The 23,661-nt window shown below is 62.9% G+C and carries 20 protein-coding genes and 1 pseudogene; 9 read left to right on the top strand and 12 right to left on the bottom strand.

Annotated elements, in window-relative coordinates; all coding sequences use genetic code 11:
* Positions 1 to 3: 3 nt before the first annotated feature.
* The 7 genes from NKI59_RS00380 to puuE form a co-directional block, all read right to left on the bottom strand.
* Positions 4 to 963, bottom strand: a complete 960-nt coding sequence (locus NKI59_RS00380; RefSeq protein WP_352681491.1) for an ABC transporter permease — start codon at positions 961 to 963, stop codon at positions 4 to 6.
* Positions 964 to 979: 16 nt separating this feature from the next.
* Entirely contained in the window at positions 980 to 2,566 is a 1,587-nt protein-coding gene (locus tag NKI59_RS00375) for an ABC transporter substrate-binding protein (protein WP_352701670.1), read from the bottom strand.
* 154 nt (positions 2,567 to 2,720) lie between these two features.
* Positions 2,721 to 4,703, bottom strand: coding sequence for a CocE/NonD family hydrolase (locus NKI59_RS00370; protein ID WP_352701667.1), 1,983 nt, complete (start codon positions 4,701 to 4,703; stop codon positions 2,721 to 2,723).
* Between the two features lie 85 nt (positions 4,704 to 4,788).
* Positions 4,789 to 5,382, bottom strand: a complete 594-nt coding sequence (locus NKI59_RS00365) for a nucleoside deaminase (protein WP_352454754.1) — start codon at positions 5,380 to 5,382, stop codon at positions 4,789 to 4,791.
* Positions 5,382 to 5,885, bottom strand: a complete 504-nt coding sequence (locus tag NKI59_RS00360) for an ureidoglycolate lyase (protein ID WP_023676220.1) — start codon at positions 5,883 to 5,885, stop codon at positions 5,382 to 5,384. Before NKI59_RS00360 ends, NKI59_RS00365 begins: the two co-directional genes overlap by 1 nt.
* Positions 5,882 to 6,730, bottom strand: a complete 849-nt coding sequence (locus NKI59_RS00355; RefSeq protein ID WP_502897028.1) for a bifunctional allantoicase/(S)-ureidoglycine aminohydrolase — start codon at positions 6,728 to 6,730, stop codon at positions 5,882 to 5,884. The genes NKI59_RS00360 and NKI59_RS00355 overlap by 4 nt, the downstream gene beginning before the upstream one ends.
* Before the next feature lie 63 nt (positions 6,731 to 6,793).
* A complete protein-coding gene (puuE, locus tag NKI59_RS00350; RefSeq protein ID WP_352701665.1) occupies positions 6,794 to 8,227 on the bottom strand; it encodes an allantoinase PuuE in 1,434 nt (477 codons plus the stop codon).
* Between the two features lie 172 nt (positions 8,228 to 8,399).
* On the opposite strand from puuE, the gene uraH reads away from it, so the two are divergent.
* The 5 genes from uraH to NKI59_RS00325 all read left to right on the top strand — a co-directional run bounded on the left by uraH (position 8,400) and on the right by NKI59_RS00325 (position 14,239).
* On the top strand, positions 8,400 to 8,774 hold the full coding sequence (gene uraH, locus NKI59_RS00345) for a hydroxyisourate hydrolase (RefSeq protein WP_352620696.1): 375 nt from the start codon (positions 8,400 to 8,402) through the stop codon (positions 8,772 to 8,774).
* Between the two features lies 1 nt (position 8,775).
* Positions 8,776 to 10,257 carry a xanthine dehydrogenase small subunit gene (gene xdhA, locus NKI59_RS00340; RefSeq protein WP_352634922.1) on the top strand — a complete coding sequence of 494 codons (1,482 nt, stop codon included), beginning with the start codon at positions 8,776 to 8,778 and terminating at the stop codon, positions 10,255 to 10,257.
* Complete coding sequence (gene xdhB, locus NKI59_RS00335) at positions 10,257 to 12,608, top strand: xanthine dehydrogenase molybdopterin binding subunit (protein WP_352691496.1); 2,352 nt, start codon at positions 10,257 to 10,259, stop codon at positions 12,606 to 12,608. Before xdhA ends, xdhB begins: the two co-directional genes overlap by 1 nt.
* 62 nt (positions 12,609 to 12,670) lie before the next feature.
* Positions 12,671 to 13,675 carry a xanthine dehydrogenase accessory protein XdhC gene (gene xdhC, locus NKI59_RS00330; protein WP_352702255.1) on the top strand — a complete coding sequence of 335 codons (1,005 nt, stop codon included), beginning with the start codon at positions 12,671 to 12,673 and terminating at the stop codon, positions 13,673 to 13,675.
* A 66-nt stretch (positions 13,676 to 13,741) separates the two neighbouring features.
* Positions 13,742 to 14,239: a hypothetical protein gene (locus tag NKI59_RS00325; RefSeq protein ID WP_352634926.1), complete on the top strand. Its 498-nt coding sequence runs from the start codon at positions 13,742 to 13,744 to the stop codon at positions 14,237 to 14,239.
* Positions 14,240 to 14,282: 43 nt separating this feature from the next.
* Here the strand turns inward: NKI59_RS00325 and dps are convergent, their stop codons facing one another.
* From dps to NKI59_RS00305, 4 genes and pseudogenes are all read right to left on the bottom strand, one after another.
* Entirely contained in the window at positions 14,283 to 14,771 is a 489-nt protein-coding gene (gene dps / locus NKI59_RS00320) for a DNA starvation/stationary phase protection protein Dps (RefSeq protein ID WP_023676226.1), read from the bottom strand.
* A gap of 146 nt (positions 14,772 to 14,917) precedes the next feature.
* Positions 14,918 to 16,170 (bottom strand): annotated as a pseudogene (locus tag NKI59_RS00315) (LLM class flavin-dependent oxidoreductase).
* On the bottom strand, positions 16,167 to 17,180 hold the full coding sequence (locus NKI59_RS00310; RefSeq protein ID WP_352590948.1) for an LLM class flavin-dependent oxidoreductase: 1,014 nt from the start codon (positions 17,178 to 17,180) through the stop codon (positions 16,167 to 16,169). The pseudogene NKI59_RS00315 and the gene NKI59_RS00310 overlap by 4 nt, the downstream one beginning before the upstream one ends.
* 75 nt (positions 17,181 to 17,255) lie before the next feature.
* A complete protein-coding gene (locus tag NKI59_RS00305; protein ID WP_352590951.1) occupies positions 17,256 to 18,176 on the bottom strand; it encodes a LysR family transcriptional regulator in 921 nt (306 codons plus the stop codon).
* Between the two features lie 141 nt (positions 18,177 to 18,317).
* On the opposite strand from NKI59_RS00305, the gene NKI59_RS00300 reads away from it, so the two are divergent.
* The 4 genes from NKI59_RS00300 to NKI59_RS00285 all read left to right on the top strand — a co-directional run bounded on the left by NKI59_RS00300 (position 18,318) and on the right by NKI59_RS00285 (position 22,867).
* The gene (locus tag NKI59_RS00300; protein WP_352701662.1) at positions 18,318 to 19,535 is read left to right on the top strand and encodes a urate hydroxylase PuuD; all 1,218 of its coding nucleotides are present in this window, start codon (positions 18,318 to 18,320) and stop codon (positions 19,533 to 19,535) included.
* Positions 19,532 to 20,845: a guanine deaminase gene (gene guaD, locus NKI59_RS00295; protein WP_352590957.1), complete on the top strand. Its 1,314-nt coding sequence runs from the start codon at positions 19,532 to 19,534 to the stop codon at positions 20,843 to 20,845. Before NKI59_RS00300 ends, guaD begins: the two co-directional genes overlap by 4 nt.
* Positions 20,846 to 20,919: 74 nt before the next feature.
* Positions 20,920 to 21,426, top strand: coding sequence for a heme-degrading domain-containing protein (locus tag NKI59_RS00290; RefSeq protein WP_352590960.1), 507 nt, complete (start codon positions 20,920 to 20,922; stop codon positions 21,424 to 21,426).
* Between the two features lie 175 nt (positions 21,427 to 21,601).
* Positions 21,602 to 22,867, top strand: a complete 1,266-nt coding sequence (locus NKI59_RS00285; protein ID WP_352590963.1) for a glycerate kinase type-2 family protein — start codon at positions 21,602 to 21,604, stop codon at positions 22,865 to 22,867.
* A gap of 1 nt (position 22,868) precedes the next feature.
* Here NKI59_RS00285 and NKI59_RS00280 read toward each other — a convergent pair whose 3' ends face one another.
* Positions 22,869 to 23,591: a UdgX family uracil-DNA binding protein gene (locus NKI59_RS00280; protein ID WP_352470171.1), complete on the bottom strand. Its 723-nt coding sequence runs from the start codon at positions 23,589 to 23,591 to the stop codon at positions 22,869 to 22,871.
* Positions 23,592 to 23,661: the final 70 nt, after the last annotated feature.

Raw genomic sequence — 23,661 nt, 5'->3', positions numbered from 1 at the left:
CCCTCATTTCGGATGTCTGAGGCGCGGATTGGCGACGATCGCTGCTATGTCCGCGATGATGTTCAGGCTGATGTAGACGGCGGCGAAGATCAGCCCGACCGCCTGCACCACCGGCACGTCACGCTTGGTGACGTGGTCGACGAGGTATTGGCCCATGCCTGGATAGACAAAGATAACTTCGACCACGACGACGCCGACGATCAGGTAAGCGAGATTGAGCATCACGACGTTGATGATCGGCGCAATGGCATTGGGGAAGGCATGCCTGCGGATGACCGCGAAGGCCGAAAGCCCCTTGAGTTCGGCGGTTTCGACATAGGCCGACTGCATGACATTGAGGATCGCGGCGCGCGTCATGCGCATCATATGGGCTAGCACCACCAGAGTCAGCGCCGCCGCCGGCAGTGCGATGGCCTGAATGCGTTCGCCGAAAGGCATCCCGTCATAGACAGTGGAAATGGCGGGAAACCATTGATGTTGCACCGCGAAGAAAAAGACGAGTACATAGCCGACGAAGAATTCCGGGAAGGACGTCGAGGCCAGCGCCAGTCCCGAGATCAGCTTGTCGACCCAGCCATTGCGGTAGCGCACCGCGATCAGCCCGAGGATGATCGCCAGCGGCACCGCGACGACCGCCGCCCAGAAGGCGAGGAACAGCGTGTTCCACAGCCTTCCCTTGATAGAGGTTGCGATATCCTGACCGCTCGACATAGCCGTGCCGAGATCACCGGTCAGAATGCCGCCGAGCCAGCGAAAATAACGGATGTAAGCGGGATCATTGAGGCCGAGCTGCTCGCGCAGATTGGCGAGCGACTCCGGTGTCGCCGATTGTCCGAGGATGGCTTGCGCGACGTCGCCGGGCAGGATCTGGGTGCCGGCGAAGATCAGGACCGAAACGGCCAACAGCAGCAGAATGCCCAGCGCAATGCGCTGGGCCACCAGTTTCACGATGGGTGAGGACATATCCGCAAGGCCGGGCTCAGGCTTCGAGCCAGCACTTCGCCAGAGCATATCCGTTCATCAACTCCTGATGCGGATCATCCACCCACCCGGCAACCTTGGCGCCCGTCGCGTCGATAAACTGATTGAACATCGGCAGGATTAGGCCGCCCTCGTCGCGCACCATCACAGCCATGTCGTGGTACATTGCCTTGCGCTTGGCCTCGTCGAGCTCGGCGCGAGCCGCCAGCACCATCTTGTCGAAATCCGGACGCTTGAACCGTGTGTCGTTCCAGTCGGCCGTCGACAGATAGGCAGTCGAGTACATCTGGTCCTGCGTCGAGCGTCCGCCCCAGTAGGAGGCGCAGAAGGGCTGCTTGTTCCAGACTTCCGACCAATAGCCGTCGCCCGGTTCGCGCTTGATCTCCAGCGTGATGCCGGCCTTGGCAGCACTCTGCTGGAACAGCTGTGCAGCATCGACGGCACCGGGGAAGGCGACGTCCGACGTCCGGAGCAGGACGGCACCGTCATGGCCCGACTTCTTGTAGTGGAACTTGGCCTTGTCGGGATCGTATTTGCGCTGCTCGATCTCGGTGAATAGCGGGTACGATGCATTGATCGGGAAGTCGTTGCCGAGCGAGCCATAGCCACGCAGCACCTTGTTCAGCATCTCCTCGCGGTCGATCGCCAGCTTCAACGCCATCCGCAAATCGTTGTTGTCGAACGGCGCGGTGTTACAGTGCATGATGAAGACGTAGTGGCCGGGTCCCGAATGGTTGCGGATGGTGACGCCGGGCACGCGCTTGATCAGATCGACGATCTTCGGCTCGACGCGGTTGATCATGTGGACCTGGCCGCCCTGCAGAGCGGCCGTACGCGCCGTGGCGTCGTTGATGACGATGATCTCTATCTGGTCGGCATGGCCCATCTTGTCGCCCTGCCAATAATTGGCGAAGCGCTCGCCGCCATGGCGCACGCCGGGCTCGTTGGTGGTGACCTTGTAAGGACCCGCTGAAATGCCGGCATCGGCCTTGTCCTTGCCGCCATTCGGCTGAATGATCAGGTGATAGTCGCTAAGCAGGTAGGGCAGGTCGGCATTCGGCTCCTTCAGCGTCAGCACCACTTCCTTGCCGCTGGCCTTGATGCTCTCGATGCCTTTCATGTAACCGAGCGCACCGGACTTTGACTTCTCGTCCGAATGGCGTTCGAGGGTGGCGGCCACGTCCTCTGCGGTCACCTTCTTGCCGTTGTGGAACTCGACGCCATCGCGGATCTTCAGCGTCCAGGTCTTGGCGTCGTCCGACGAGCCGATCTCCTCGGCGATGCGGTTCTCGAGCTTGCCTTCGGGAGACAGTTCGACGATCAGTTCGCCCCACATCTTGCCGAAGGCGAACGGCACCTGCGTCATAAACAGCGCCGGATCGAGGCTGTTGGTGGACTCGCCACCGACCAGGCCAGCCTTGAGCGTGCCGCCCTTGACCGGACCCGCCGCGCGGGAAGCGCTGGATAGCAGCGAGTTGGCGAAAGTTGCGGTGACGCCAAGCGCTGCTGCCCGGCCGAGAAAATCGCGACGGCTCAGCTTGCCGGACGCAACGCGCCGGCTGAGAAATTCCAGTTCGTTTGACATGTTGAGTTCCTCACTCTGTTGGTCTGACCTTATGGTCGTTTTTCTCATTTCTATCGGGAGAATAATGACCGTAAGGGAAAGCGGTAAGCAAGACCGAATGCGACATGCCGTGGCGTAAATCGTGCGTCGCAATTGGACCAATCGCTATAAGCGCTCAAAGCAGTGCGCGCGGGATTTTCTCCTCGAAGTTGCGCCCGAAGACCAGTTTCTCGCCTTCATAGGCTTCAATTCTGGCGCTAACTATGAAGCTTTGCGCGTCGGAGCGCATTTCGGCGAAGGTTTCGGTGCGCACCGACCATCCATTTCGCGACAGCGTCTGGGTCCAATGCGTCTTGCCAGAGGCTGACAGCGGATTGTCGGGATGGATCGCCCATGTCTCTCTGGCGACGCTGCCATTGGCGAGGCCATGCTCCAGGTCGCGCACCTCACCGAAATCGTCCACGATGGAAAGCGTGATCATTCCGGTCTTTTCGTCGCGATCGACATGACGCTCGGAATTGGCGGCGCGGACCGTTTCGGTTGCCCAGGGCGTGGCGCTTTCGGGGGCGGGGAAGGTGACCTCGTCGCCTGTCGCCGGCGGGCGTACCGGCAGCATCAATGTCGCGGCCGACAATTCCAGCCGGACCGGCTCCGGCGACGGCCAGATCATCGGCCAGTAGGCGTTCGAAACGGCAACGCGCAAGCGATGGCCGGCCGGCACGCGATAGGCGCATTGGTCGAGCACCACCCGGGCGCTGACGGTCTCGCCGGGCACCAGCGCTTCGGGAAATTCGTGCGAGTTGCGATGCGTCAGGTTGAGCACGCCGTAGGAAATCAGCTCCGATGCTCCGTCCGGATGGACGTCGCACAGCCGGACCGCGATGTTCGCCTGGCGCCGGTCCGACGAGACCCTGACCACAACTTCGGGAGCACCGACAATGTCGACCGTTTCGGTCAGCACCGGCTGGTCGAAGCACACCGACAGCGCATCGTCGGGGCGCTGGTCACCCGGCAGTTCCGGGCCGAAGGTGAAGGGGAAATATTCGCCGCCGGCGAGGCCGCAGCTTTGCGGCGAAGCGACGATAGCGTGGTTGCCTTCAGCGATAAGCTCAACCTCTTGCGTCTTGATGTTAGGTGACGGCCATTCCGATTCAGCGACCCAGCGGCCCGGCCGCTCGGGATGCCAGCGCGCCGGACGCACGCTGTCCATGACATAGGCGCGGTAGGCGGGGTCGGCCTCGACGCCGGTGTCGATGTCCTTCAGCCAGCGGTCCCACCAGCGCAAGGCCTCCTGCAGGAAGCCGATGCGCGGTTCGGGCGCGGCGTAATGCGGGTATTTGTGGATCCACGGGCCGACGATGCCCTTGACCGGCGCCTCGATATTGACGGCGAGATGGGAAATCGTATTGCGATAGCCATCATGCCAGCCGCCGATCGACAGCACCGCGGCATGGATGGCGGAATAGTCCTCGCCGATCGAGCCGCGCTTCCAATAGGCATCGCGATGCTGGTGCTTCAGCCACAGCGGTGCCAGGAAGGGCTGGTTCTCCAGCCTGGTCAGCCACAGGTCGCGCCATCTGTTGTCGCCGGCCAGCAACGGATCCGGCGGCCTTGACGAATAGGACAGCATGGTCGAGGCCCAGCCGAAATTCTCGATCAGCAGGCAGCCGCCCTTGTAGTGGATGTCGTCGGCATAGCGGTCGACCGTCGAACAGAGACTGATGACCGCCTTCAGCGCCGGCGGCTGCTTAGACGCCACCTGCAGGCAGTTGAAGCCGCCCCACGAAATGCCCATCATGCCGACATTGCCGTTGCACCAGGGCTGGTCCGCCGCCCAGGCGATGACGTCGCAAGCGTCCTGCAATTCCTGCTCGGAATATTCGTCGTCCATCAGCCCTTCGGAATCGCCATTGCCGCGCATGTCGACGCGGATCGAGGCGTAGCCGTGGCCGGCAAAATAGGGATGCGTCAGCTGATCACGATAGATCGTGCCGTCGCGCTTGCGATAGGGCAGGTGTTCGAGGATTGCCGGCACTGGGTCGTCGGCAGCATCGGCCGGCATCCACACCCGCGCCGACAGCCGGCAGCCGTCCGGCATGATGATCCCCATATCCGGAAATTCGACGATGTTTCGGGGGAATTCAGTGACGATTTTCATGCGGGCGAACTCCAGGAGCGCCAGATGATGGAGCCTGTGAGAGCGCGTCATGGGCCAGTCAACGAATTCGGCTGGTCAATCCGCGTCAATTCAGCGGAATGTCGTTTTCGTCCTTGCCGGCCTGATAGGCGCCGGACAATTCGTCATAGCGCGCTGATATTGTGTGGATGCGCGCTTCCAGCCGACCGCGCTCGGGATCGGGCAGCGAGCGCACCAATTTGCGGATCGAAAAGCTCTTCCAATAGGCATTCTCGGCATTGTAGCCGCCGGGATCGAGGGTGAAGACCTCTTTCAGGATCTTCAAATCGTGCGGGATGTCGAAGCTGTCGCGCGAGTCCTCGTGGCTGAACAGATAGAAGAAATTGTCGAAGCCGGTCCAGGTGATCGCCGACAGGCAGAGCGAGCAAGGTTCGTGCGTGGCAAGAAAGATCGCGTCCTTGGTATCGACGCGCTCGGCCTTCGGCATTTCGTAGAAGCGCTTCAGGCAGTGCACCTCGCCATGCCAGAGCGGGTTTTCCGTCTCGTTGTTGGTTTCGGCAAGCACCAGCGAACGGTCGTCCTTGCGCAGGATCGCCGCGCCGAACAACTTGTTGCCATGCGCGACGCCCTCGGCCGTCTTCGGCACGATGTCGTGCTCTATGACATCGAGCAGGCGGTCGATCAGCGAAATGTCGGTCATCACCGGCTCCCATCGGGAAGATGTATCTCGTAGGCGTGCGAGAAATGGCACTCTTCGAGATTGGAGTCGTCGCCGCCACGGTCGACGACCAGGAAGTCCTGCGGCTCGCCGATCGGCGTCAGCACGCCGTGCCACAAATTGCGCGGATAGTTGATGCCTTGCCCGGGCGCGGTGATGAAGGCATGCGGCTCGCCCGGGCCCTCCTCGCCGTCATGGCAGACGACGACCAGGAACGGCCGTGGTGACAGCGGGATGAAGGCCTGGCTGCCAAACGGATGGCGCTCCACCATGGTAAGCTTCAACGGCAGCTCATAGTGCGTGCCACGCACCATCGAGATCAGCACGCGCGCATTCGGCCCTCGTGCTTCCGCGGTGGCGAGGTCATGGTAGCGCTCGGCCTTGCCGCCATTGATCGGATAATGGTTGTCGCCGCCCATATCGATGACGTCGCCGAATTCGGCGAAATTCTCGCGGGTCAGCGGCCGCGCGACGATGCGGGTCATGGTGTAGGTCTCGCGACGCCGGCGCTGCCAAGCTTGGCGTGGCGGTTGACGTCCTTGTAGAGGAGATAGCGGAATTTGCCTGGCCCGCCGGCATAACAAGCCTGCGGGCAGAAGGCGCGCAGCCACATATAATCGCCAGCCTCGACCTCGACCCAGTCCTGGTTGAGACGATAGACCGCCTTGCCCTCCAGCACATAAAGCCCGTGCTCCATGACATGCGTCTCGGCGAAAGGAATGACCGCGCCCGGCTCGAGCGTGACGATGGTGACATGCATGTCGTGGCGCATGTCGGCCGGATCGACGAAGCGCGTGGTCGCCCATCGGCCTTCGGTACCCGGCATCGGCGTCGGCGCGATGTCCTGTTCGTTGACGAAGAACGCTTGCGGCGGCTCGATGCCGTCGACTGAATCATAAGTCTTGCGGATCCAGTGGAAGCGGACGGCGGCGCCGCTTTCATTGTGCACCGTCCACCCACTCGCCGGCGGCAGGAAGGCAAAGCCGCCCGGCCTTAAGCTATGTTTCTTGCCGGCAAGCGAAACGCTTAGCTCGCCTTCGACCACGAACAGCGCACCTTCGGCGGCGGCGTCAAGCTCAGGGTGGTCGCTGCCGCCGCCAGGCGCGAGCTCGACGATATATTGCGAAAACGTCTCGGCAAAACCCGACAGCGGCCGCGACAGCACCCAGACGCGTGTCCCATCCCAGAACGGCAAGGCGCTGGTGACGATGTCCTGCATCACGCCCTTGGGGATGACGGCATAGGCCTGTGTGAACACAGCGCGGCCGGTCAGCAATTCGCTCTGGCCGGGATGTCCGCCCTGCGGCGCATAATAGGTTCGCTCGGCCATTTTCATCATATCCATAAATTCAAGCCTGTTGCGGACGCCAAGGCCTATCGCGGCAGCCAAAGCCTATTGCGGAAGCATGTCCTTGAGACGAAGCAGCGCGATGCGCTCGACCTGTCTGCAGGCGGTTTCGAATTCGACATCGTGGCTGTTGCCAATACGCGCCTCGAACTCGGCCAGGATCTCCCCCTTGGTCTTGCCTTTCACCGCAATAATGAAGGGGAAACCGAAACTGGTGACGTAGGCGGCATTGAGTTTTGCGAACAGCTCGCGCTCCTTGTCGGTCAGCGCGTCGAGGCCGGCCGAAGCCTGTTCCCTCGACGATTCCGCCGTCAGCCGCTTGGCCTGCGCCAGTTTTCCGGCAAGGTCGGGATGCGCATTGAGCACGGAAAGCCGATCGGCCTCGCTTGCCGCGCGAAAGACGCGGCAGAGCGCATTGTGCAGGCCGCCGGCACTTTCATGCGCCGGGCCGAGCTCCAGCTCATAAGCGCGCTCGGCAATCCACGGCGAATGCTCGAACACGCCGCCAAATGTATGGACGAAGGCCTCGAATTCCATTTTCGACGGGCGCAGCGCCGGCAACCGGAACGGATGCGTCTCCTGCCAATGTTTTGCGATGTCGATGCGCCGTGCCAGCCAGACCTTGTCGTGTGATTTGACGTAGTCGATGAAGCGCTTCAGTGCCGCGACCCGGCCCGGCCGGCCGACGAGGCGGCAGTGCAGGCCGATGTTCATCATGCGCGGCCGTCCTGCCTTGCCCTCGGCATAGAGCGTATCGAAACTATCCCTGAGATAGGCAAAGAACTGGTCGCCCGAGTTGAAGCCTTGCGGCGTGGCAAAGCGCATGTCGTTGGCGTCGAGCGTGTAGGGGATGATCAGCTGCGGTTTCGCCGTGCCATCCGGCGCCACGTGCTCGAACCAGTAGGGCAGTTCGTCGTCATAGGTGTCCGACACATAGTCGAAGCCGCCCTCTTCCGCCGCCAGCCGCACCGTGTTGATCGAGGTGCGCCCGGTGTACCAGCCGGTCGGCCGCGTGCCTGTGACCTCATAATGCAGCCGGATCGCCGCTTCCATGTCGCGGCGCTCGTCTTCTGGCGCATGGTCGCGGTAGTCGATCCATTTCAGCCCGTGCGAGGCGATCTCCCAGCCGGCCTCCTGCATCGCCGCAACCTGATCGGGCGAACGCGCCAGGGCCGTGGCGACGCCGTAGCAGGTGACCGGCACTTGCGCCGCGCTGAACAGGCGCAGCAATCGCCAGAAGCCGGAACGGGCGCCGTATTCGTAGATCGATTCCATGTTCCAGTGGCGCTGGCCGGGCCAGGGCGCGGCGCCGACGATCTCCGACAGGAAAGCCTCCGAAGCCTTGTCGCCGTGGAGGACGCAATTCTCGCCGCCCTCTTCGTAATTGACGACGAACTGCACGGCGACATGCGCCCCGCCGGGCCATTTCGGATCCGGCGGATTGGCTCCATAGCCCCGCATGTCTCGTTCGTAACGCATTCTCGCTCCTGCCGGAATTGTGATCAGGATAGTCGAAAGGAGTGCCTGCGCATTCCCCCGAAATTTTTGAAAGTGTTTTTGTCGCGCTCCGCTCGACCGGGACTTATGCATCGCCTTTAATTGGCGCACAATTCATGAATAGTGTTCGACTGTGCAGGGAATGGAGCAGCCAGTGGCGGAAACGTCGAAAGCCGAAGGCGGGCGCCTGACGACCCACGTCCTCGACACTGCAGCCGGCAAACCGGCGGCCGGTCTGTCGATCGAGCTCTATCATCTTGACGGTCAGGCCCGGACGCATCTGAAAACGGTCGTCACCAATGATGACGGCCGTTGCGATGCTCCGCTGCTTGCCGGCGCGGAATTCCGTACCGGCGAATACGAGCTGGTCTTTGCGGCTGGCGATTATCTGCGCCGGCAAGGGACAAAACTGCCGGAACCGGCCTTCCTCGACCATGTGCCGATCCGCTTCGGTATGGCCGAGCCGGTGCACTATCATGTGCCGCTGCTCATGTCGCCTTACGGCTATTCGACTTACCGGGGAAGCTGAGATGGCCGGGATCAAGACACGCAACGAAATCCGGTTCATCCTCAATGGCGAGGACGTCGCGCTCGGCACGGTCGCGCCCGACCAGACACTGCTCGACTGGCTGCGGCTCGACCGCTCGCTGCGCGGCACCAAGGAAGGTTGCGCCGAGGGCGACTGTGGCGCCTGCACGGTGCTGGTCGGCAGGCTCTCCGGTGGAACACTGGTCTATGAAAGCGTCAATGCCTGCATCCGCTTCCTTGGCTCGCTAGACGGCACGCATGTCGTGACCGTCGAGCATCTGCGCGGCGACGCAGGAAAACTGCATCCCGTGCAGCAGGCGATGGTCGATTTCCACGGCTCGCAATGCGGCTTCTGCACACCGGGTTTCGTCATGTCGCTTTATGCTCTGTGGATGCGGGCGCCGGAGCCGTCGGACGCCGCCATCGAAAAGGCGCTGCAAGGCAATCTCTGCCGCTGCACCGGCTACGAGGCGATCATGCGCGCCGCACGTGCCATCTCCAGCTACGGCTCGGCGGCAAAGGATCCGTTGGCGGCGGAGCGCAAGGCAGTCACGACCAAGCTCGAAGCGATGAAGGACGGTTCGCGCATCGAGATCGGCTCCGGCAACAAGCGGCTGATCGTGCCGGCCAATGCCGACGATCTGGCCAGCGTGCTGGTCAAGGAGCCGGGCGCCACTATCGTCGCGGGTTCGACCGATGTCGGCCTTTGGGTGACCAAGCACATGCGCGATATCGCGCCGGCGATTTTCATCGGCAATCTCGATGGTCTGTGCGGGATTTCCGAGAACAAGGGCGTCATCTCGATCGGCGCCGGTGTCACCTATAGCGAAGCCTTCTCGACGCTGGCGAAACGCATCCCGGCGCTCGGCCCGCTGTTCGATCGCATCGGCGGCGATCAGGTGCGCAACATGGGCACCATCGGCGGCAATATCGCCAACGGTTCGCCGATCGGCGACACGCCGCCGCCGCTGATCGCACTCGGTGCCCGCCTGACGCTGCGCCGCGGCGACAAGCGGCGGACGATCCCGCTCGAGGAGTTTTTCATCGCCTATGGCCGACAGGACCGGCAGCCCGGCGAATTCGTCGAGGCCGTGCATGTCCCGGTGCCAGGTAGCGAGACGAAATTTGCCGTCTACAAGATCACCAAGCGCCGCGACGAAGACATCACAGCAGCGCTAGGGGCGTTTACCCTGAAGCTCGCCGCGGATGACACGGTGGCGGATGTGCGCATCGCCTACGGCGGCATGGCGGCAACGCCGAAGCGAGCCTTTGGCGTGGAAAAGGCATTGCTTGGCAAGCCGTGGACGGAAGCGACGGTCGAGGCGGCGATGGCCGCGTACGCCGGCGATTTCACGCCGCTGACCGACATGCGGGCAAGCGCCGAATACCGGGCGCTGGCGGCGCGCAACCTGCTGCTGCGCTTCTTTGCCGAAACCACCGGCACCCGGGCGCCGATCCAGGTATCACGGCACGAGGCGGCATGATGAACAAGCACGCCACCCCAAACCTGAAGGCGCAAAAAATCGCGGGCGGCGTCGCCACCGACCAGCGCCATGATTCCGCGCACAAGCATGTCAGTGGCACGGCCGTCTATATCGACGACATGCCGGAACCGGCCGGCACGCTGCACGGCTGCCTTGGGCTTTCGACGGCGACGCATGCCACCATCACCAGCATGGACCTGTCGGCGGTGCGCGCCGCACCCGGCGTCATCGACGTGCTGACGGCGAGCGACGTGCCAGGCGAGAACGACATTTCGCCGACCGGCCGTCACGACGAGCCGGTGCTGGCCGACGGCAAGGTACAATTCTTTGGCCAGCCGATCTTCTGCGTCATTGCCGAAACCCGCGAGCAGGCGCGCCGTGCAACGAGGCTGGCCAAGGTCGAATACAAGGAATTGCCGTTCGTCGCCGATGTCGGTGAGCTCGATCCACGGATGGATAAGCTGGTCACGCCGCCGCTGACGCTGAAGCGCGGTGATGCAGCGGCTGCGATCAAGGCGGCGCCGCGCCGGCTGAAGGGAAAGATGCGCATCGGCGGCCAGGAGCATTTCTATCTCGAAGGCCATATCGCCTTGGCCATTCCTGGCGAGGACCACGACGTCACCATCTATTCCTCGACCCAGCACCCGAGCGAAATCCAGCACATGGTCAGCCACGCGCTCGGTGTTCCGAGCCACGCGGTGACGGTGGAAATCCGCCGGATGGGCGGCGCTTTCGGCGGCAAGGAAACGCAAGGCAATCAGTTTGCGGCATTGGCCGCTATCGCCGCGAAGAAACATCATCGGGCCGTGAAAATCCGGCCCGACCGCGACGACGACATGATCGCCACCGGCAAACGCCACGATTTCCTCGTCGACTACGAGGTCGGCTTCGACGACGAGGGCAATATTCTGGGCGTAGATTTCATGTTCGCGGCGCGCTGCGGCTTCTCGGCCGACCTCTCCGGCCCGGTCACCGACCGCGCACTGTTCCATTGCGACAACACCTATTTCTGGCCGGCGGTGCACGCGCAATCGGCGCCGCTCTACACCAACACGGTATCGAACACCGCCTTTCGCGGCTTCGGCGGCCCGCAAGGCATGGTCGGCGCCGAGCGCGTCATCGACGAAGTCGCGTTTGCCGTCGGCAAGGACCCGCTCGAAATCCGCAAGAAGAATTTCTACGGCACCAGCGACCGCAACATCACGCCCTATCACCAGACGGTCGAGGACAACGTCATCCACCGCATCGTCGCCGAGCTGGAGGCGAGTTCCGACTATGCGAGGCGCCGCCGCACCATCGATGCTTTCAATGCCAACAGCCGCTTCATCAAGCGCGGACTGGCGCTGACGCCGGTCAAGTTCGGCATCTCGTTCACCGCCACCCATTACAACCAGGCCGGCGCGCTGGTGCATGTCTATACCGATGGTTCGGTGCATCTGAACCACGGCGGCACCGAGATGGGGCAGGGCCTCTATGTCAAGGTGGCGCAGGTTGTGGCGGAAGAGTTCCAGATCGACCTCGATCAGGTCAAGATCACCGCGACGACGACCGGCAAGGTGCCGAATACCTCGGCCACCGCCGCGTCTTCCGGCTCCGACCTCAACGGCATGGCGGCGCAGAATGCCGCCCGCCAGATCAAGGACCGGTTGATCAATTTTGCCGTCGAGAGATACCAGGTGCCGCGGGACCAGGTGCTGTTCTTGCCCAACCGCGTGCGCATCGGCAACCAGGAGATCGCCTTCGCCGATCTCGTCAGGCAGGCCTATATGGCGCGCATCCAGCTTTCGGCGGCGGGTTTCTACAAGACGCCGAAAATCCATTGGGACCGCGACAAGGGCGAGGGCCATCCCTTCTACTATTTCGCCTATGGCGCCGCGTGCTCGGAAGTCTCGGTCGATACGCTGACCGGCGAATATGTCGTCGAGCGCACCGACATCCTGCACGAAACCGGCCGCTCGCTGAACCGCGCCATCGACCTCGGCCAGATCGAGGGCGGCTTCATCCAAGGCATGGGGTGGCTGACAACGGAGGAACTGTGGTGGGACGACAAGGGGCGGCTGCGCACCCATGCGCCATCGACCTACAAGATCCCGCTCGCGTCGGACCGGCCGAAGATTTTTAATGTGACTTTGGCCGACTGGGCGCAAGCAGGCGAGCCGACGGTGCACCGCTCCAAGGCGGTCGGCGAGCCGCCCTTTCCGCTCGCAATGTCGGTGCTGCATGCGCTGTCGGACGCAGTGGCGAGCGTTGCCAGCCACAAGATCTGCCCGCGCCTCGACCCGCCGGCCACGCCGGAGCGTGTGCTGATGGCGATCGAACGGCTGAAGCGGGAAGCCAGGACCGGCACTTGAATCCCGGAAAACGTGCAATTCAGGCTGAAAAACTCTATATTTCCCGATAGGGAACGCGAATGATGAACGCGAAAGTGCAGAGCCTGAAAGCCTTTCTTGCCGGTGCCGGCCGGGTCGCCTTGGTTGAGGTGGCCGGGACAAAAGGTTCGACGCCGCGCGAGACGGGTGCCCTCATGCTCGTCTCGGGATCGGCCACTTTCGGCACGATCGGCGGCGGCCAGCTCGAATACATGGCGATCGACAAAGCGCGGCAGATGCTTTTCTCCCCCCTTGAGGGGGAGATGGCCGCGAAGCGGCCAGAGGGAGTCGTCTCAGAAGGCACCGCCAGCGCGTCGAGCACTGCCGCGGCGACCCCACCCGGCGGCTTCGCCGCCACCCTCCCCTCAAGGGGGAGGGATACCCTCGACATCGCGCTCGGCCCGGAGATCGGGCAGTGCTGCGGCGGCAGGGTCGAGCTGCTGATCCGGCTGGTCGACCCCGCGCTTGAAGCCAAGCTGGTTGCGGCGGCGGAAGCCGAGGAAGCGCAGCTACCGCATGTCTACATCTTCGGCGGCGGCCATGTCGGCCAAGCGCTGGCCTCCGCGATGGCCTTGCTGCCGGTGCATGTCGTCGTTGTCGAGACGCGAGCCGAGGCGCTGGAGGGCATGCCGGAAGCGGTAGAAACAAGCCTGACGCCGATGCCTGAGGCAATGGTGCGCGAAGCCCCGGCTGGATCCGCCTTCGTCGTCCTCACCCATGACCATGCGCTGGACTTCCTGATCGTCGCCGAGGCGCTGAAACGCCGGGATGCCGCCTATGTCGGCATGATCGGCTCCAGAACCAAGAAGGCGACCTTCCGGAACTGGTTCCTTAAGTCGGCGGACGGAAGCGACGCGGAATTTGCCCGCCTCGTCTCGCCGATCGGCGGCGATACGGTGAAAGACAAGCGCCCGCAGGTGATCGCCGCACTCGCCGCAGCCGAAATCATGACGGCATTGGCGAGGTATTATTTACCCGTCGACGGGCCAAAATATTCCCAATCACCGGGCGGTGGTCGGTCGACCGCATCATCGTCGCAGACTTTTTGATGCTATGAACGAAAGACTGGAGCAGTTGGCGCGTAAGGCCGAGAAAAACACGAGCAGCACATATTGATGAAACAGCTTGTCATAGCTCTTCTGGCTGCTTTTGCAGTTTTCTTGGCGTCTACAATAGGATCGCGAACGCCCGCTGCGCGACACGCCGGCGGGCAAACACTCCGCGCCACCTGGTTTGTGCATGTGTTTGCGGTCCTGCTTGCGGGCTTTATCGCGGTCGTTGTGGTTGCCGGACACAGCGAAACACCGAGCGAGCAACTTCCCTGGATTTTTGGTCTACTGGTTGGCTTTGGTCTGAGCCTGATCGGGTGGATTTGGTTCTTTTATGTTCGCGTAGTCTTTTGGAATGTCGAGGGAATAGGAATCCGGCAGCCATTCATGCCGCCTCGATTTATTCGGTGGGAAGACATCGAATGGGCTGGTCGCAAATGGACAGGAGATTTCCAGCTTCGTTCCAAGAAAACCAGCATTGGCTACACCGCGTTCCAGGGCGGACACGATGAGCTAAATCGCCGGGTGAAGCTTGAGGTGCCGAAGTTCGAGAGGAATTTCTAATCGAACCCCGGCGCGCCGAGCAAATAGCGCCGTCCAAAAAGAGCTATTCCTTCTCCTGCGTGTGCGCCTCAAGGAACCACAGCAATTTGTCGAGCGAGCGCGAATAGGCGGTGAAGATGTCGGCGGTATCGGCGTCGCCCGCGCCAGCCGCTTCGTCGATCGCGGCGCGTGCCCGCTTGGCGGTCGCGGCATAGCGGTCGATCAGCGCCGCCAGATGGTCTCGGGTCTTGTGGATGTCGGTCGGATAGGCCTCCAGCATAGTCGCCTTCGACACCTCCTGCGAGGTGCCGAGCGCCGTGCCGCCGAGCTGTACGGCGCGCTCGGCAATGGTGTCGACATGGCCGTCGATCTCCTCGCGGAACGTGTCGAGCATCTCGTGGATGGCGATGAATTGCGGTCCCTTGACGTTCCAGTGCGCCTGCTTGGTGATCAAGGCCAGATCGATGGCGTCGGCGAGGCGGGCATTGAGAAGATCGATACACTCTTTCTTGGCATTGGATTGCAGGTCATTGCGGGTGGCGATGGCATCCATGATCGGCTCCTGTGGCGGTTGCGTCCGCGTGGTTTGAAAAGAGGGCGAAGTTTGGGATGGACAATCGAATATGCGCGCAGACGCCCTCATCGCCGCGGCACAGCATCCCAAAACGGCGATCTCCGACTTTCGTTCCGCTCGTCGTTTTACGCCGGCGTTTTCAAGCCCAGATGGTCGCGCAGCGTGCTACCTTCATAATCCTTCCGGAAAAGCCCGCGCCGCCGCAGCTCCGGCACGACAAGCGTGGCAAAGGCTTCGAGTTCGCCGGGAAAATAGGATGGCATGACGTTGAAACCGTCTGCCGCGCCGCCCTCGAAGCGTGCCTCGAGCTGGTCGGCGATCTGGGCCGGAGTTCCGACGACGCGCCAATGACCGCGCGCGCCGGCGAAATGACGGGCAAGCTGGCGAATGGACAGCTTGTCGCGGCGGGATTGCTCGATGACGAGCGCCTGCCGGCTCTGCATGCCTTCGCTGGCCGGCAGCTCGGGCAGCGGTCCGTCGATGGGATAGCGCGCGAGATCGGATATGCTGAGATAACTGGAAAGCAGCGCGACGCCGACATCGTCCGGTATCAGCTCCTGCAGTTCATCATGTTTTGCCCGGGCTTCCGCTTCGCTTGCCGCGACGACCGGCGCGACGCCGGGCATGATCTTGACGTCCTCCGGCTCGCGCCCATGGGGCGCCAGCCGTCCCTTGAGATCGTCGTAGAAGGCCTTTGCCTCCTCGAATGTTTGCGCCGCAGTGAACACCACATCGGCGGTCCGGGCGGCGAGATCGCGCCCTCGTCCGACGCTCCTGCCTGAACCATGACCGGCGCACCTTGTGGCGAGCGCGGCAGATCGAGCGGGTCGCGCACCGAAAAACTTCTGCCTTCGTGTCCACCCTGGCCTCGCCAAAGGCCGGTAACCACGGCAGCGAATTCGCGCGCGCGTTCGTAGCGGTCCGCATGTGGGCGCAGTCCGGTCGAGCCGAAATTGGCGGCCTCGATCTGGCTCGCCGAAGTGACGAGGTTCCAGCCGGCTCGGCCACCGCTCAGATGGTCGAGCGACAGGAAGGTCCGCGCCAGTCCGTAAGGCTCGTTATAGCTCGTCGACGCTGTGGAGACGAGGCCGATGCGCTCCGTCTGGACGGCGAGCGCGGCAAGCAGGCTTATCGGCTCGAAGCCGATCGAGCGCGACGTTTGGCTGGCGATGTTGACATTGGCCTCGCGCACGCCGGCGGCGTCCTCGCAGAAGATCATGTCGAACTTGGCTGCTTCCGCCGTCCGCGCCAACTGGACGTAATGGTCGATGTCGATGCCGGCCGTGACATGCGCCTGCGGATGGCGCCAGGCGGCGATGTGGTGGCCTGTCGCCCACAGGAAGGCGCCGAGCTTCATCTGGCCTCGACCGGCGCTCATTGCCGATCCTCCCCTGCAAGCCCGAGATGGGCGCGCAGTGTCGCCGCGCTGTAGCCGGACCGGACAAGGCCGCGGCGGCGAAGCTCCGGCAGCACGAGACCGACGAAATCGTCGAGCGCCGATGTGAAGGGCATGGCGATGTTGAAACCGTCGCAGGCTTTCGAGCGAAAGCACTCTTCGAGCCTGTCCGCAAACAGGTCCGGCGCGGCGGTTATTTCGGCGCTGACGGTAACGTTCATCAGCACTTTCAGCGCCTCCGGACTGCGCCCGAAGGCAAGCGCACGGCGCTTCAGATCGCCAGCCTTCGCCGGCTCGATCGATGGCTCATCCAGCAGGACGACATCGGCGGTGCGGGCGGCGATATCCGTGTCGGGCTCGGACAGGCCGGACATGACCAGCATCGGCGTGTCCTGCGGCGACCGCGCCACGTTGAGCGGCCCGCGCACGGAAAAATATTCGCCCTTGTGGTCGAGAAGGTGCATCTTCTCGGGATCGAAGAAGCGGCCGCCAACTTTGTCGAACAGCAGCGCGTCTGCGTCCCAGCCTTTCCACAAGCCTTGCACGATGCCGATGAATTCCTCGGCGCGCAGGCGGAAATCGTCGCCGGAAAACCCTTCCGGCCGGCTGAAATTGGCCGCCTCGCGCGGTTCGGGCATCATGCTCGCGTTCCAGCCGGCGCGGCCATGGCTGATGATATCGAGCGAGGCGAAACGGCGCGCGAGATTATAGGGCTGGTGGGCGACCGTCGACGCCGCGGCGGCAAGGCCGATCCTGCTTGTCACCGTCGCCAGCGCCGCCACCAAGGTCGTTGCTTCGAAGCGCATTTGCCGGTTCGGCCCGCCTGCAACCGGTGCGGAATCGCCGAGCAACACCATGTCCAGGCCGGCCGCTTCGGCTTCTTGCACGAACCGCGTCAGCAGACTGAAGTCCGGGCCGGCGTCGGGCGGATGGGAAGGAGCGGCTTCCGGAGACAGTGAAACGGCGAGACACATTGTGGCGCCGTTGGCCATCGCTTTTCCCTGTTGAGCGAGATTCCTTGAGAATTATCTCGCCGGCTGGACGGAAAGCAACCGGCCAGCCGGCGATCATTTGCCGGCCAGAATATCCCTGATCAGCCGCTGGCAGCGCTCGGCCATGAAATCGAGCAGCAGCCGCACCTTCGGATCCTGCAGCTTCTTATGAGGGTAGACGGCGGCGAACTGCACCGGCGTCGGCGGCGTGTTGCTCAGGATCACCTTCAGCCGCTGGTCGCGGATAAACGGCTCGACCTCGAAGCGCGGCTTGTTGATGATGCCGCGGCCGGACAGCGCCCAGCCGGTCAGCACGTCGCCATCATCGGTATCGTAGGGGCCGTGCACCTCGAATTTTTGCGGTCCGTTCGGCGTCTGCAGCGTCCAGACATATTCGCGCGCGCCGGAATAGCGCAGCATCAGGCAATCGTGCTTCTTGCCGATCAACTCCTGCGGCTCGGTAGGCTCGCCGCGCGCTTCCAGATATTGCGGAGCCGCCACCAGAACGCGTTCGCATTCCATGATGCCGCGCATCCTGAGGCTGGAATCCTCGATGATGCCCAGCCGGAAGGCAACGTCGATGCCTTCCTTCATGATATCGACATTGTGATCGGAAAGCCGGAGCCGCACCTCGATATCGGGGTACCTGTCGTGGAAATCCGGGATTCCGGATGCTACCAGCCGCCGCCCGAGGCCGAGCGGCGCTGTCACCTTTATGGTGCCGCGCGGCTGCCCGGATAACGCGCTGACCGCAGCTTCGGCCTCGGTGACCGCCTCCAGCACCTGCTTGGCGCCGGAGTAGAACACCGTGCCGTGCTCGGTCGGCATCAACTGCCGCGTCGTGCGGTTGAACAGCCTGACGCCCAGGTGCTTCTCGAGCTCCTTGATCCGATTGGAAGCGACCGCCGGCGAAATGCGCATGTCGCGCCCAGCCGCCGATAAATTGCCGAGCTCGACGACGCGAACGAAAACGGCGATGTTGTCGAGATAGGCCATGCGGCTTCCGTGGCTCTCATGTGGCTGCGTATGATCAGCCTAGTATTTTCCAATTTTTTTTGAAAGTCATCGTGCAGCTCGGCCCTTTCCGTTTGCGCTCCAGTCCGTAAAGTCAGTGGATCGGCAGGGACGATTTCTTTCATGATGGATTTCGCGATATTCTGGGATTGGCTGAGTTTCGCCGTGCGCTGGCTGCACGTCGTCACCGGTATCGCTTGGATTGGATCGTCGTTTTATTTCGTCGCGCTCGATCTCGGGCTGCGCCAGCGTCGGGGCATGCCTGCCGGAGCCTTCGGCGAGGAATGGCAGGTGCATGGCGGCGGCTTCTACCATGTGCAGAAATATCTGGTGGCGCCGGCTGAGATGCCCGAGCATCTGACCTGGTTCAAGTGGGAATCCTACGCCACCTGGCTGTCGGGCTTCGCCATGCTGTGCGTCGTCTACTATGCCGGTGCGGACCTGTTCCTGATCGATCCGAATGTGCTTGCCATGTCGGTGCCTACAGGCATCTTGCTGTCGCTGGCGACGATCGGCGTCGGCTGGGTGGTCTACGATCTCTTGTGCCGTTCGCCGCTCGGCAACAGCGACACCGGCCTGATGCTGGTGCTGTATGGGGTGCTGGTATTCATGGCCTGGGGACTGACCCACCTGTTCACCGGCCGCGCCGCCTTCCTGCATCTCGGCGCCATCACCGCGACGATCATGTCGGCCAACGTTTTCATGGTCATCATCCCCAACCAGAAGATCGTCGTCGCCGACCTGATCGCCGGCCGTAAGCCCGATCCGAAATACGGCAAGATCGCCAAGCAGCGCTCGCTGCACAACAATTACCTGACGCTGCCGGTTTTGTTCCTGATGCTGTCGAACCATTATCCGCTGGCGTTCGGGACAGAGTTCAACTGGGTCATCGCCTCGCTGGTGTTCATCATCGGCGTGCTGATCCGGCACTATTTCAACACCAGGCATGCGCGCAAAGGCAATCCGACCTGGACCTGGCTGGCGGCCGCCGTCCTGTTCGTCGTCATCATCTGGCTGTCGACGGCACCGAAGCTGCTGACCGGCGAGGTGAAGGCCTCGTCGGCTGCACAGGTCTACGTCGCCTCGGCGCATTTTCCCGCCGTGCGCGATACGGTGCTTGGCCGCTGTTCGATGTGCCACGCGGCGGAGCCGTCCTACGCGGGCATTTACCACGCGCCTAAGGGCGTGATGCTCGATACCGATGCCGGCATCGCCGAGCACGCCGGCGAGATTTACCTGCAGGCTGGCCGCAGCCACGCCATGCCGCCCGCCAACGTCACCCAGATCACCGACGAGGAACGGGCACTGCTGGTGGCATGGTTCGAAGGCGCAAGGAAATGACCGGCACGCTCCTGCGCGGCCGTACGCTGTCGTTTTTGCGCTGGCCCGAAACCATCGACGACCATTCCGCCTGGCGTTACGAGCAAGATGGCGGCCTGCTGATGCGCGACGGCAGGATCGTTGCCGCGGGCGCCTATGCCGAGGTCGAGAAAAAGGCGGGCGAGGGAACAAAAAAAATCGACCACAGGCCGCATCTGCTGCTGCCCGGGTTCATCGATGCGCACGCGCATTTTCCGCAGATGCAGGTCATCGCTTCCTTCGGCGCCGAGCTGCTCGACTGGCTGAACACCTACACTTTTCCGGAAGAGACAAAATTCCAGAACGCCCAGCATGGCCGCCGTATCGCCAGGCTGTTCCTGGATGAAGTATTGCGGCATGGCACCACGACAGTCGCGGCATATTGCTCGGTACACAAGGAATCTGCCGAAGCGTTCTTCGCCGAGTCGCACGACCGCAACATGCTCAACATCGCCGGCAAGGTGATGATGGACCGCAACGCGCCGGACGGCGTGCTCGACACGCCGCAATCGGGCTATGACGACAGCAAGGCGTTGATCGATGAGTGGCACGGCAAGGGACGCCAGCACTATGCCATCACGCCGCGCTTCGCCATCACCTCGTCGCCCGAGCAATTGGAGATGGCGGGCGCGCTCTGCCGCGAATATCCTGATCTGCACATGCAGACGCATCTGTCGGAAAACCACGCCGAGATCGCCTTCACGCAGCAATTGTACCCGCAGACGCGGGACTACACCGATATCTACGAACACTATGGGCTGCTCGGGCGCAGAAGCCTGTTCGGCCATTGCATCCACCTGTCGGAACGCGAGGCGGATGCGCTTTCGGATAGCGGCTCGGTGGCGGTGTTCTGCCCGACCTCCAACCTGTTTCTCGGCTCGGGCCTGTTCGATTATCAGCGCTATAGCCGCCGCGAGAAGCCGCTTCGCATCGCCGCCGCCACCGATGTCGGCGGTGGCACCAACTATTCGATGCTGCGCACCATGGACGAGGGCTACAAGGTGATCGCGCTGAACGGCGAGAAGCTCAATCCGTTCCAGTCGTTCTGGCAATTGACCCGCGGCAATGCCGAGGCGCTGTCGCTTGCGGAAAAGATCGGCACCCTGGAGGAAGGCAGCGACGCCGATATCATCGTGCTCGACGCCCGCGCCACGCCGGCGATGCGGCTGCGGGTGGAGACGGCGGACACGCTCGCCGAGGAATTGTTTCTGCTGCAGACGCTCGGCGACGACCGCGCCGTGCGCGAGGTCTATGTCGCCGGCCGGGCGGCCAAGGCGGATATAGCGGTTTAGCCGTCGTATGCGGCCGGCTTGACCGGGCGGCAGCCATCCGCCAAAGCAACAGGCGAGATCGACAGGGGAACGACATGGCCGTTGCGGACGACATCGCTCTGATCAAGAAACAGGAAGCCACGCTTGTCTTTTCGGCCTTCGATGAAGCCGTCGCTTTCGAGATCGGCTCGGCGATCCGCGACCGGGCTCTCGAGGAAAACCTGCCGATCATCGTCGATATCAGAACTTTCGACCGGCCGTTGTTCTATGCGGCAATGCCCGGCTCGAACGCCTCCAATCCGGACTGGGCGCGGCGCAAGATCAACGTCGTGCGGCGGTTCCTGAAAAGCACCTACCGCATTGTGCTGGAGCAGCAGCGCCCTGACCGCAGCTTCAAGCCCGGCGAGGGGCTGGACGTTGCCGACTATGTGCTGGCCGGTGGCGGCTTTCCCATCACTGTCAAGGGCGCTGGCGTCATCGGCGTGATCGCCGTCTCCGGTCTACCGGAGCGCGAGGACCACGGAGTGGTCGTCGATACGCTGTGTAGCTACTTGGGCGTCGATAGCCAGGAGTTGGTCCTGCCGCCGGAAGCAACATCGTGACGTTGGCGCTGCCCCTCATCCGCCTGCCGGCACCTTCTCCCCGCGTAGTGATGGGGAGAAGGGAAACGCTCCAACGCTGGCGATCCCCTCTCCCCGTCTCTATACGGGGAGAGGGTAAGGGTGAGGGGCAGCGCAAACGCCGCAGAAGCTCGCACAGCGTCCGTGGTAGCTCAGTATGACCGCGCTCGATCCCAAGTCCTTTCTCATTTCGATCTTCAACGCCGCCGTTGCCGCCGCCGATCCCCAGAGGACGATCAAGGATCATTTGCCCGCAAGGCCGAAGGGACGGACGATCATCATCGGCGCGGGAAAAGGCTCGGCGCAGATGGCGGCGGCTTTCGAGAAAGTGTGGGACGGGCCGATCGAAGGGCTGGTCGTCACCCGCTACGGCTATGGAGCGGCCTGCCGGCGCATCGAGATCATCGAGGCGGCGCATCCGGTGCCGGATGCCGCAGGGCTCGAAGCTTCCCGGCGGCTGCTCGAAAAAGTCCAGGGACTGACTGCGGACGACCTCGTCGTGGCGCTCATTTCGGGCGGCGGCTCGGCGCTGCTGCCGTCACCTGCCGAAGGTCTGACGCTGGCCGACGAGATCGCCGTCAACGAGGCGCTGCTCGCCTCCGGCGCGCCGATCGCCGCGATGAACACCATCCGCAAACATGTTTCCACGATCAAGGGCGGCAGGCTGGCGGCCGCTGCCTATCCAGCCAAGGTGGTGTCGCTGGTGGTCTCCGACATTCCGGGCGATAACCCGGCGCTGGTCGCTTCCGGCCCGACCGTTCCCGATTCCGGCAGCCGCGAAGATGCATTAGCGTCGATCGCCGCCTATGACATGAAACTACCGGCTTCAGTGATGGCGCACATCAATTCGCCGGCCGCCGATGCACCGCGCGTCGATGATCCGCGTTTTTCGCGCAACGAGGTACATCTGATCGCCTCGGCCGGCGTATCGCTGGAAGCGGCTGCGGCCGAAGCCAGGTACCAAGGTATCGAAGCGGTCATTCTCTCCGATTCCATCGAGGGCGAGGCGCGTGAGGTCGGCGGCGTCCACGCTGCAATCGCGCGCGAAGTGGCGACGCGCAACCGGCCATTCGCAAAACCGGTGCTGATCCTGTCGGGCGGCGAGACGACCGTGACCTTGCGCGCGAAAGGCAAAGGCGGCCGCAACTCGGAATTCCTGCTCGCCTTCGCCATTGGGATCAGCGGCATGGCGGGCGTCCACGCACTGGCCGCCGACACCGACGGCATTGACGGTTCGGAAGACAATGCCGGCGCCTTCGCCGACGGCTCGACAGTGTCGCGGATGCATAAGGCGGGCGTCGATGCCAAGGCCATGCTTGCCGGCAACAACGCCTGGACGGCATTCAATGCCGTAGATGACCTTTTCGTACCCGGTCCGACCGGCACAAACGTCAACGATCTCCGGGCGATATTGATCAAATAGCTCAGGCGGCCATTAGCTTTTTCACCGCTCTCATATCCTGCAGGAACCGGTCGCGTTCTGCCTGCCTGTCCGCCGGCTCGCGAATGCGCAGGATGAAGGACGGGTGGATGGTGACGAAGACACGCAAGCCATCGTCACGCTCCACGACGGCCCCGCGCATCTTCATGATCGGCACCACCTTACCAAGCAGCGCCTGCGCCGCCGTTGCGCCGAGCGCCACCGCCAGATTGGGCTTGATCAGATCGATTTCCTTGTCGAGCCACCAGCGGCAAGCCTGCACCTCGCCGGCGTTCGGCTTGGAGTGGATGCGCCGCTTGCCGCGCGGCTCGAACTTGAAATGCTTGACCGCGTTGGTGACGTAGACTTTCAGCCGATCGACGCCGGCATCGTCCAGGATCGCGTCGAACACCTTGCCCGCCGGACCGACGAAGGGCTTGCCCGCCAGGTCCTCCTGGTCGCCCGGCTGTTCGCCGACGAAGATCACCTTAGCTTTATCAGGGCCCTCACCGAACACGGTCTGCGTGGCGTCGTGCCATAGCGGACAGCGGCGGCAGATCTTGGCCGTTTCGCGCAGTTCAGGAATCGTCCTGGCGTCGATTTCTGTCGTTTCCGGAGACTTACTTGCAGGCAAGCGTCTTGCCTGCACTTTGGCATGGTGCGGCGTCGGGGTTGTCTGCATCCTGGCGATCATGACTAAGGCGGCCTTGCTCGCTCCTGCAATCAGACACGCAATGAGCAAAGCCCGCCGAAGGTTCCGTTGAAATTATTCCGCATGGGCCTTCACCGGCGGATGG

Source organism: Mesorhizobium sp. M0598, from assembly GCF_040320865.1.
Taxonomy (GTDB): Bacteria; Pseudomonadota; Alphaproteobacteria; order Rhizobiales; family Rhizobiaceae; genus Mesorhizobium.
This window is presented reverse-complemented; position numbering and strand designations above follow the sequence as displayed.

Coding starts and splice junctions, on each gene's coding strand:
- NKI59_RS00380 (WP_352681491.1), bottom strand. CDS start 963: ATGTCCTCACCCATCGTGAAACTGGTGGCCCAGCGCATTGCGCTGGGC.
- NKI59_RS00375 (WP_352701670.1), bottom strand. CDS start 2,566: ATGTCAAACGAACTGGAATTTCTCAGCCGGCGCGTTGCGTCCGGCAAG.
- xdhA (WP_352634922.1), top strand. CDS start 8,776: ATGGCCGGGATCAAGACACGCAACGAAATCCGGTTCATCCTCAATGGC.
- puuE (WP_352701665.1), bottom strand. CDS start 8,227: ATGCGTTACGAACGAGACATGCGGGGCTATGGAGCCAATCCGCCGGAT.
- NKI59_RS00300 (WP_352701662.1), top strand. CDS start 18,318: ATGATGGATTTCGCGATATTCTGGGATTGGCTGAGTTTCGCCGTGCGC.
- guaD (WP_352590957.1), top strand. CDS start 19,532: ATGACCGGCACGCTCCTGCGCGGCCGTACGCTGTCGTTTTTGCGCTGG.
- xdhB (WP_352691496.1), top strand. CDS start 10,257: ATGAACAAGCACGCCACCCCAAACCTGAAGGCGCAAAAAATCGCGGGC.
- NKI59_RS00310 (WP_352590948.1), bottom strand. CDS start 17,180: ATGGCCAACGGCGCCACAATGTGTCTCGCCGTTTCACTGTCTCCGGAA.
- dps (WP_023676226.1), bottom strand. CDS start 14,771: ATGGATGCCATCGCCACCCGCAATGACCTGCAATCCAATGCCAAGAAA.
- NKI59_RS00370 (WP_352701667.1), bottom strand. CDS start 4,703: ATGAAAATCGTCACTGAATTCCCCCGAAACATCGTCGAATTTCCGGAT.
- xdhC (WP_352702255.1), top strand. CDS start 12,671: ATGAACGCGAAAGTGCAGAGCCTGAAAGCCTTTCTTGCCGGTGCCGGC.
- NKI59_RS00305 (WP_352590951.1), bottom strand. CDS start 18,176: ATGGCCTATCTCGACAACATCGCCGTTTTCGTTCGCGTCGTCGAGCTC.
- NKI59_RS00365 (WP_352454754.1), bottom strand. CDS start 5,382: ATGACCGACATTTCGCTGATCGACCGCCTGCTCGATGTCATAGAGCAC.
- NKI59_RS00285 (WP_352590963.1), top strand. CDS start 21,602: ATGACCGCGCTCGATCCCAAGTCCTTTCTCATTTCGATCTTCAACGCC.
- NKI59_RS00290 (WP_352590960.1), top strand. CDS start 20,920: ATGGCCGTTGCGGACGACATCGCTCTGATCAAGAAACAGGAAGCCACG.
- NKI59_RS00325 (WP_352634926.1), top strand. CDS start 13,742: ATGAAACAGCTTGTCATAGCTCTTCTGGCTGCTTTTGCAGTTTTCTTG.
- NKI59_RS00360 (WP_023676220.1), bottom strand. CDS start 5,885: ATGACCCGCATCGTCGCGCGGCCGCTGACCCGCGAGAATTTCGCCGAA.
- NKI59_RS00355 (WP_502897028.1), bottom strand. CDS start 6,730: ATGGCCGAGCGAACCTATTATGCGCCGCAGGGCGGACATCCCGGCCAG.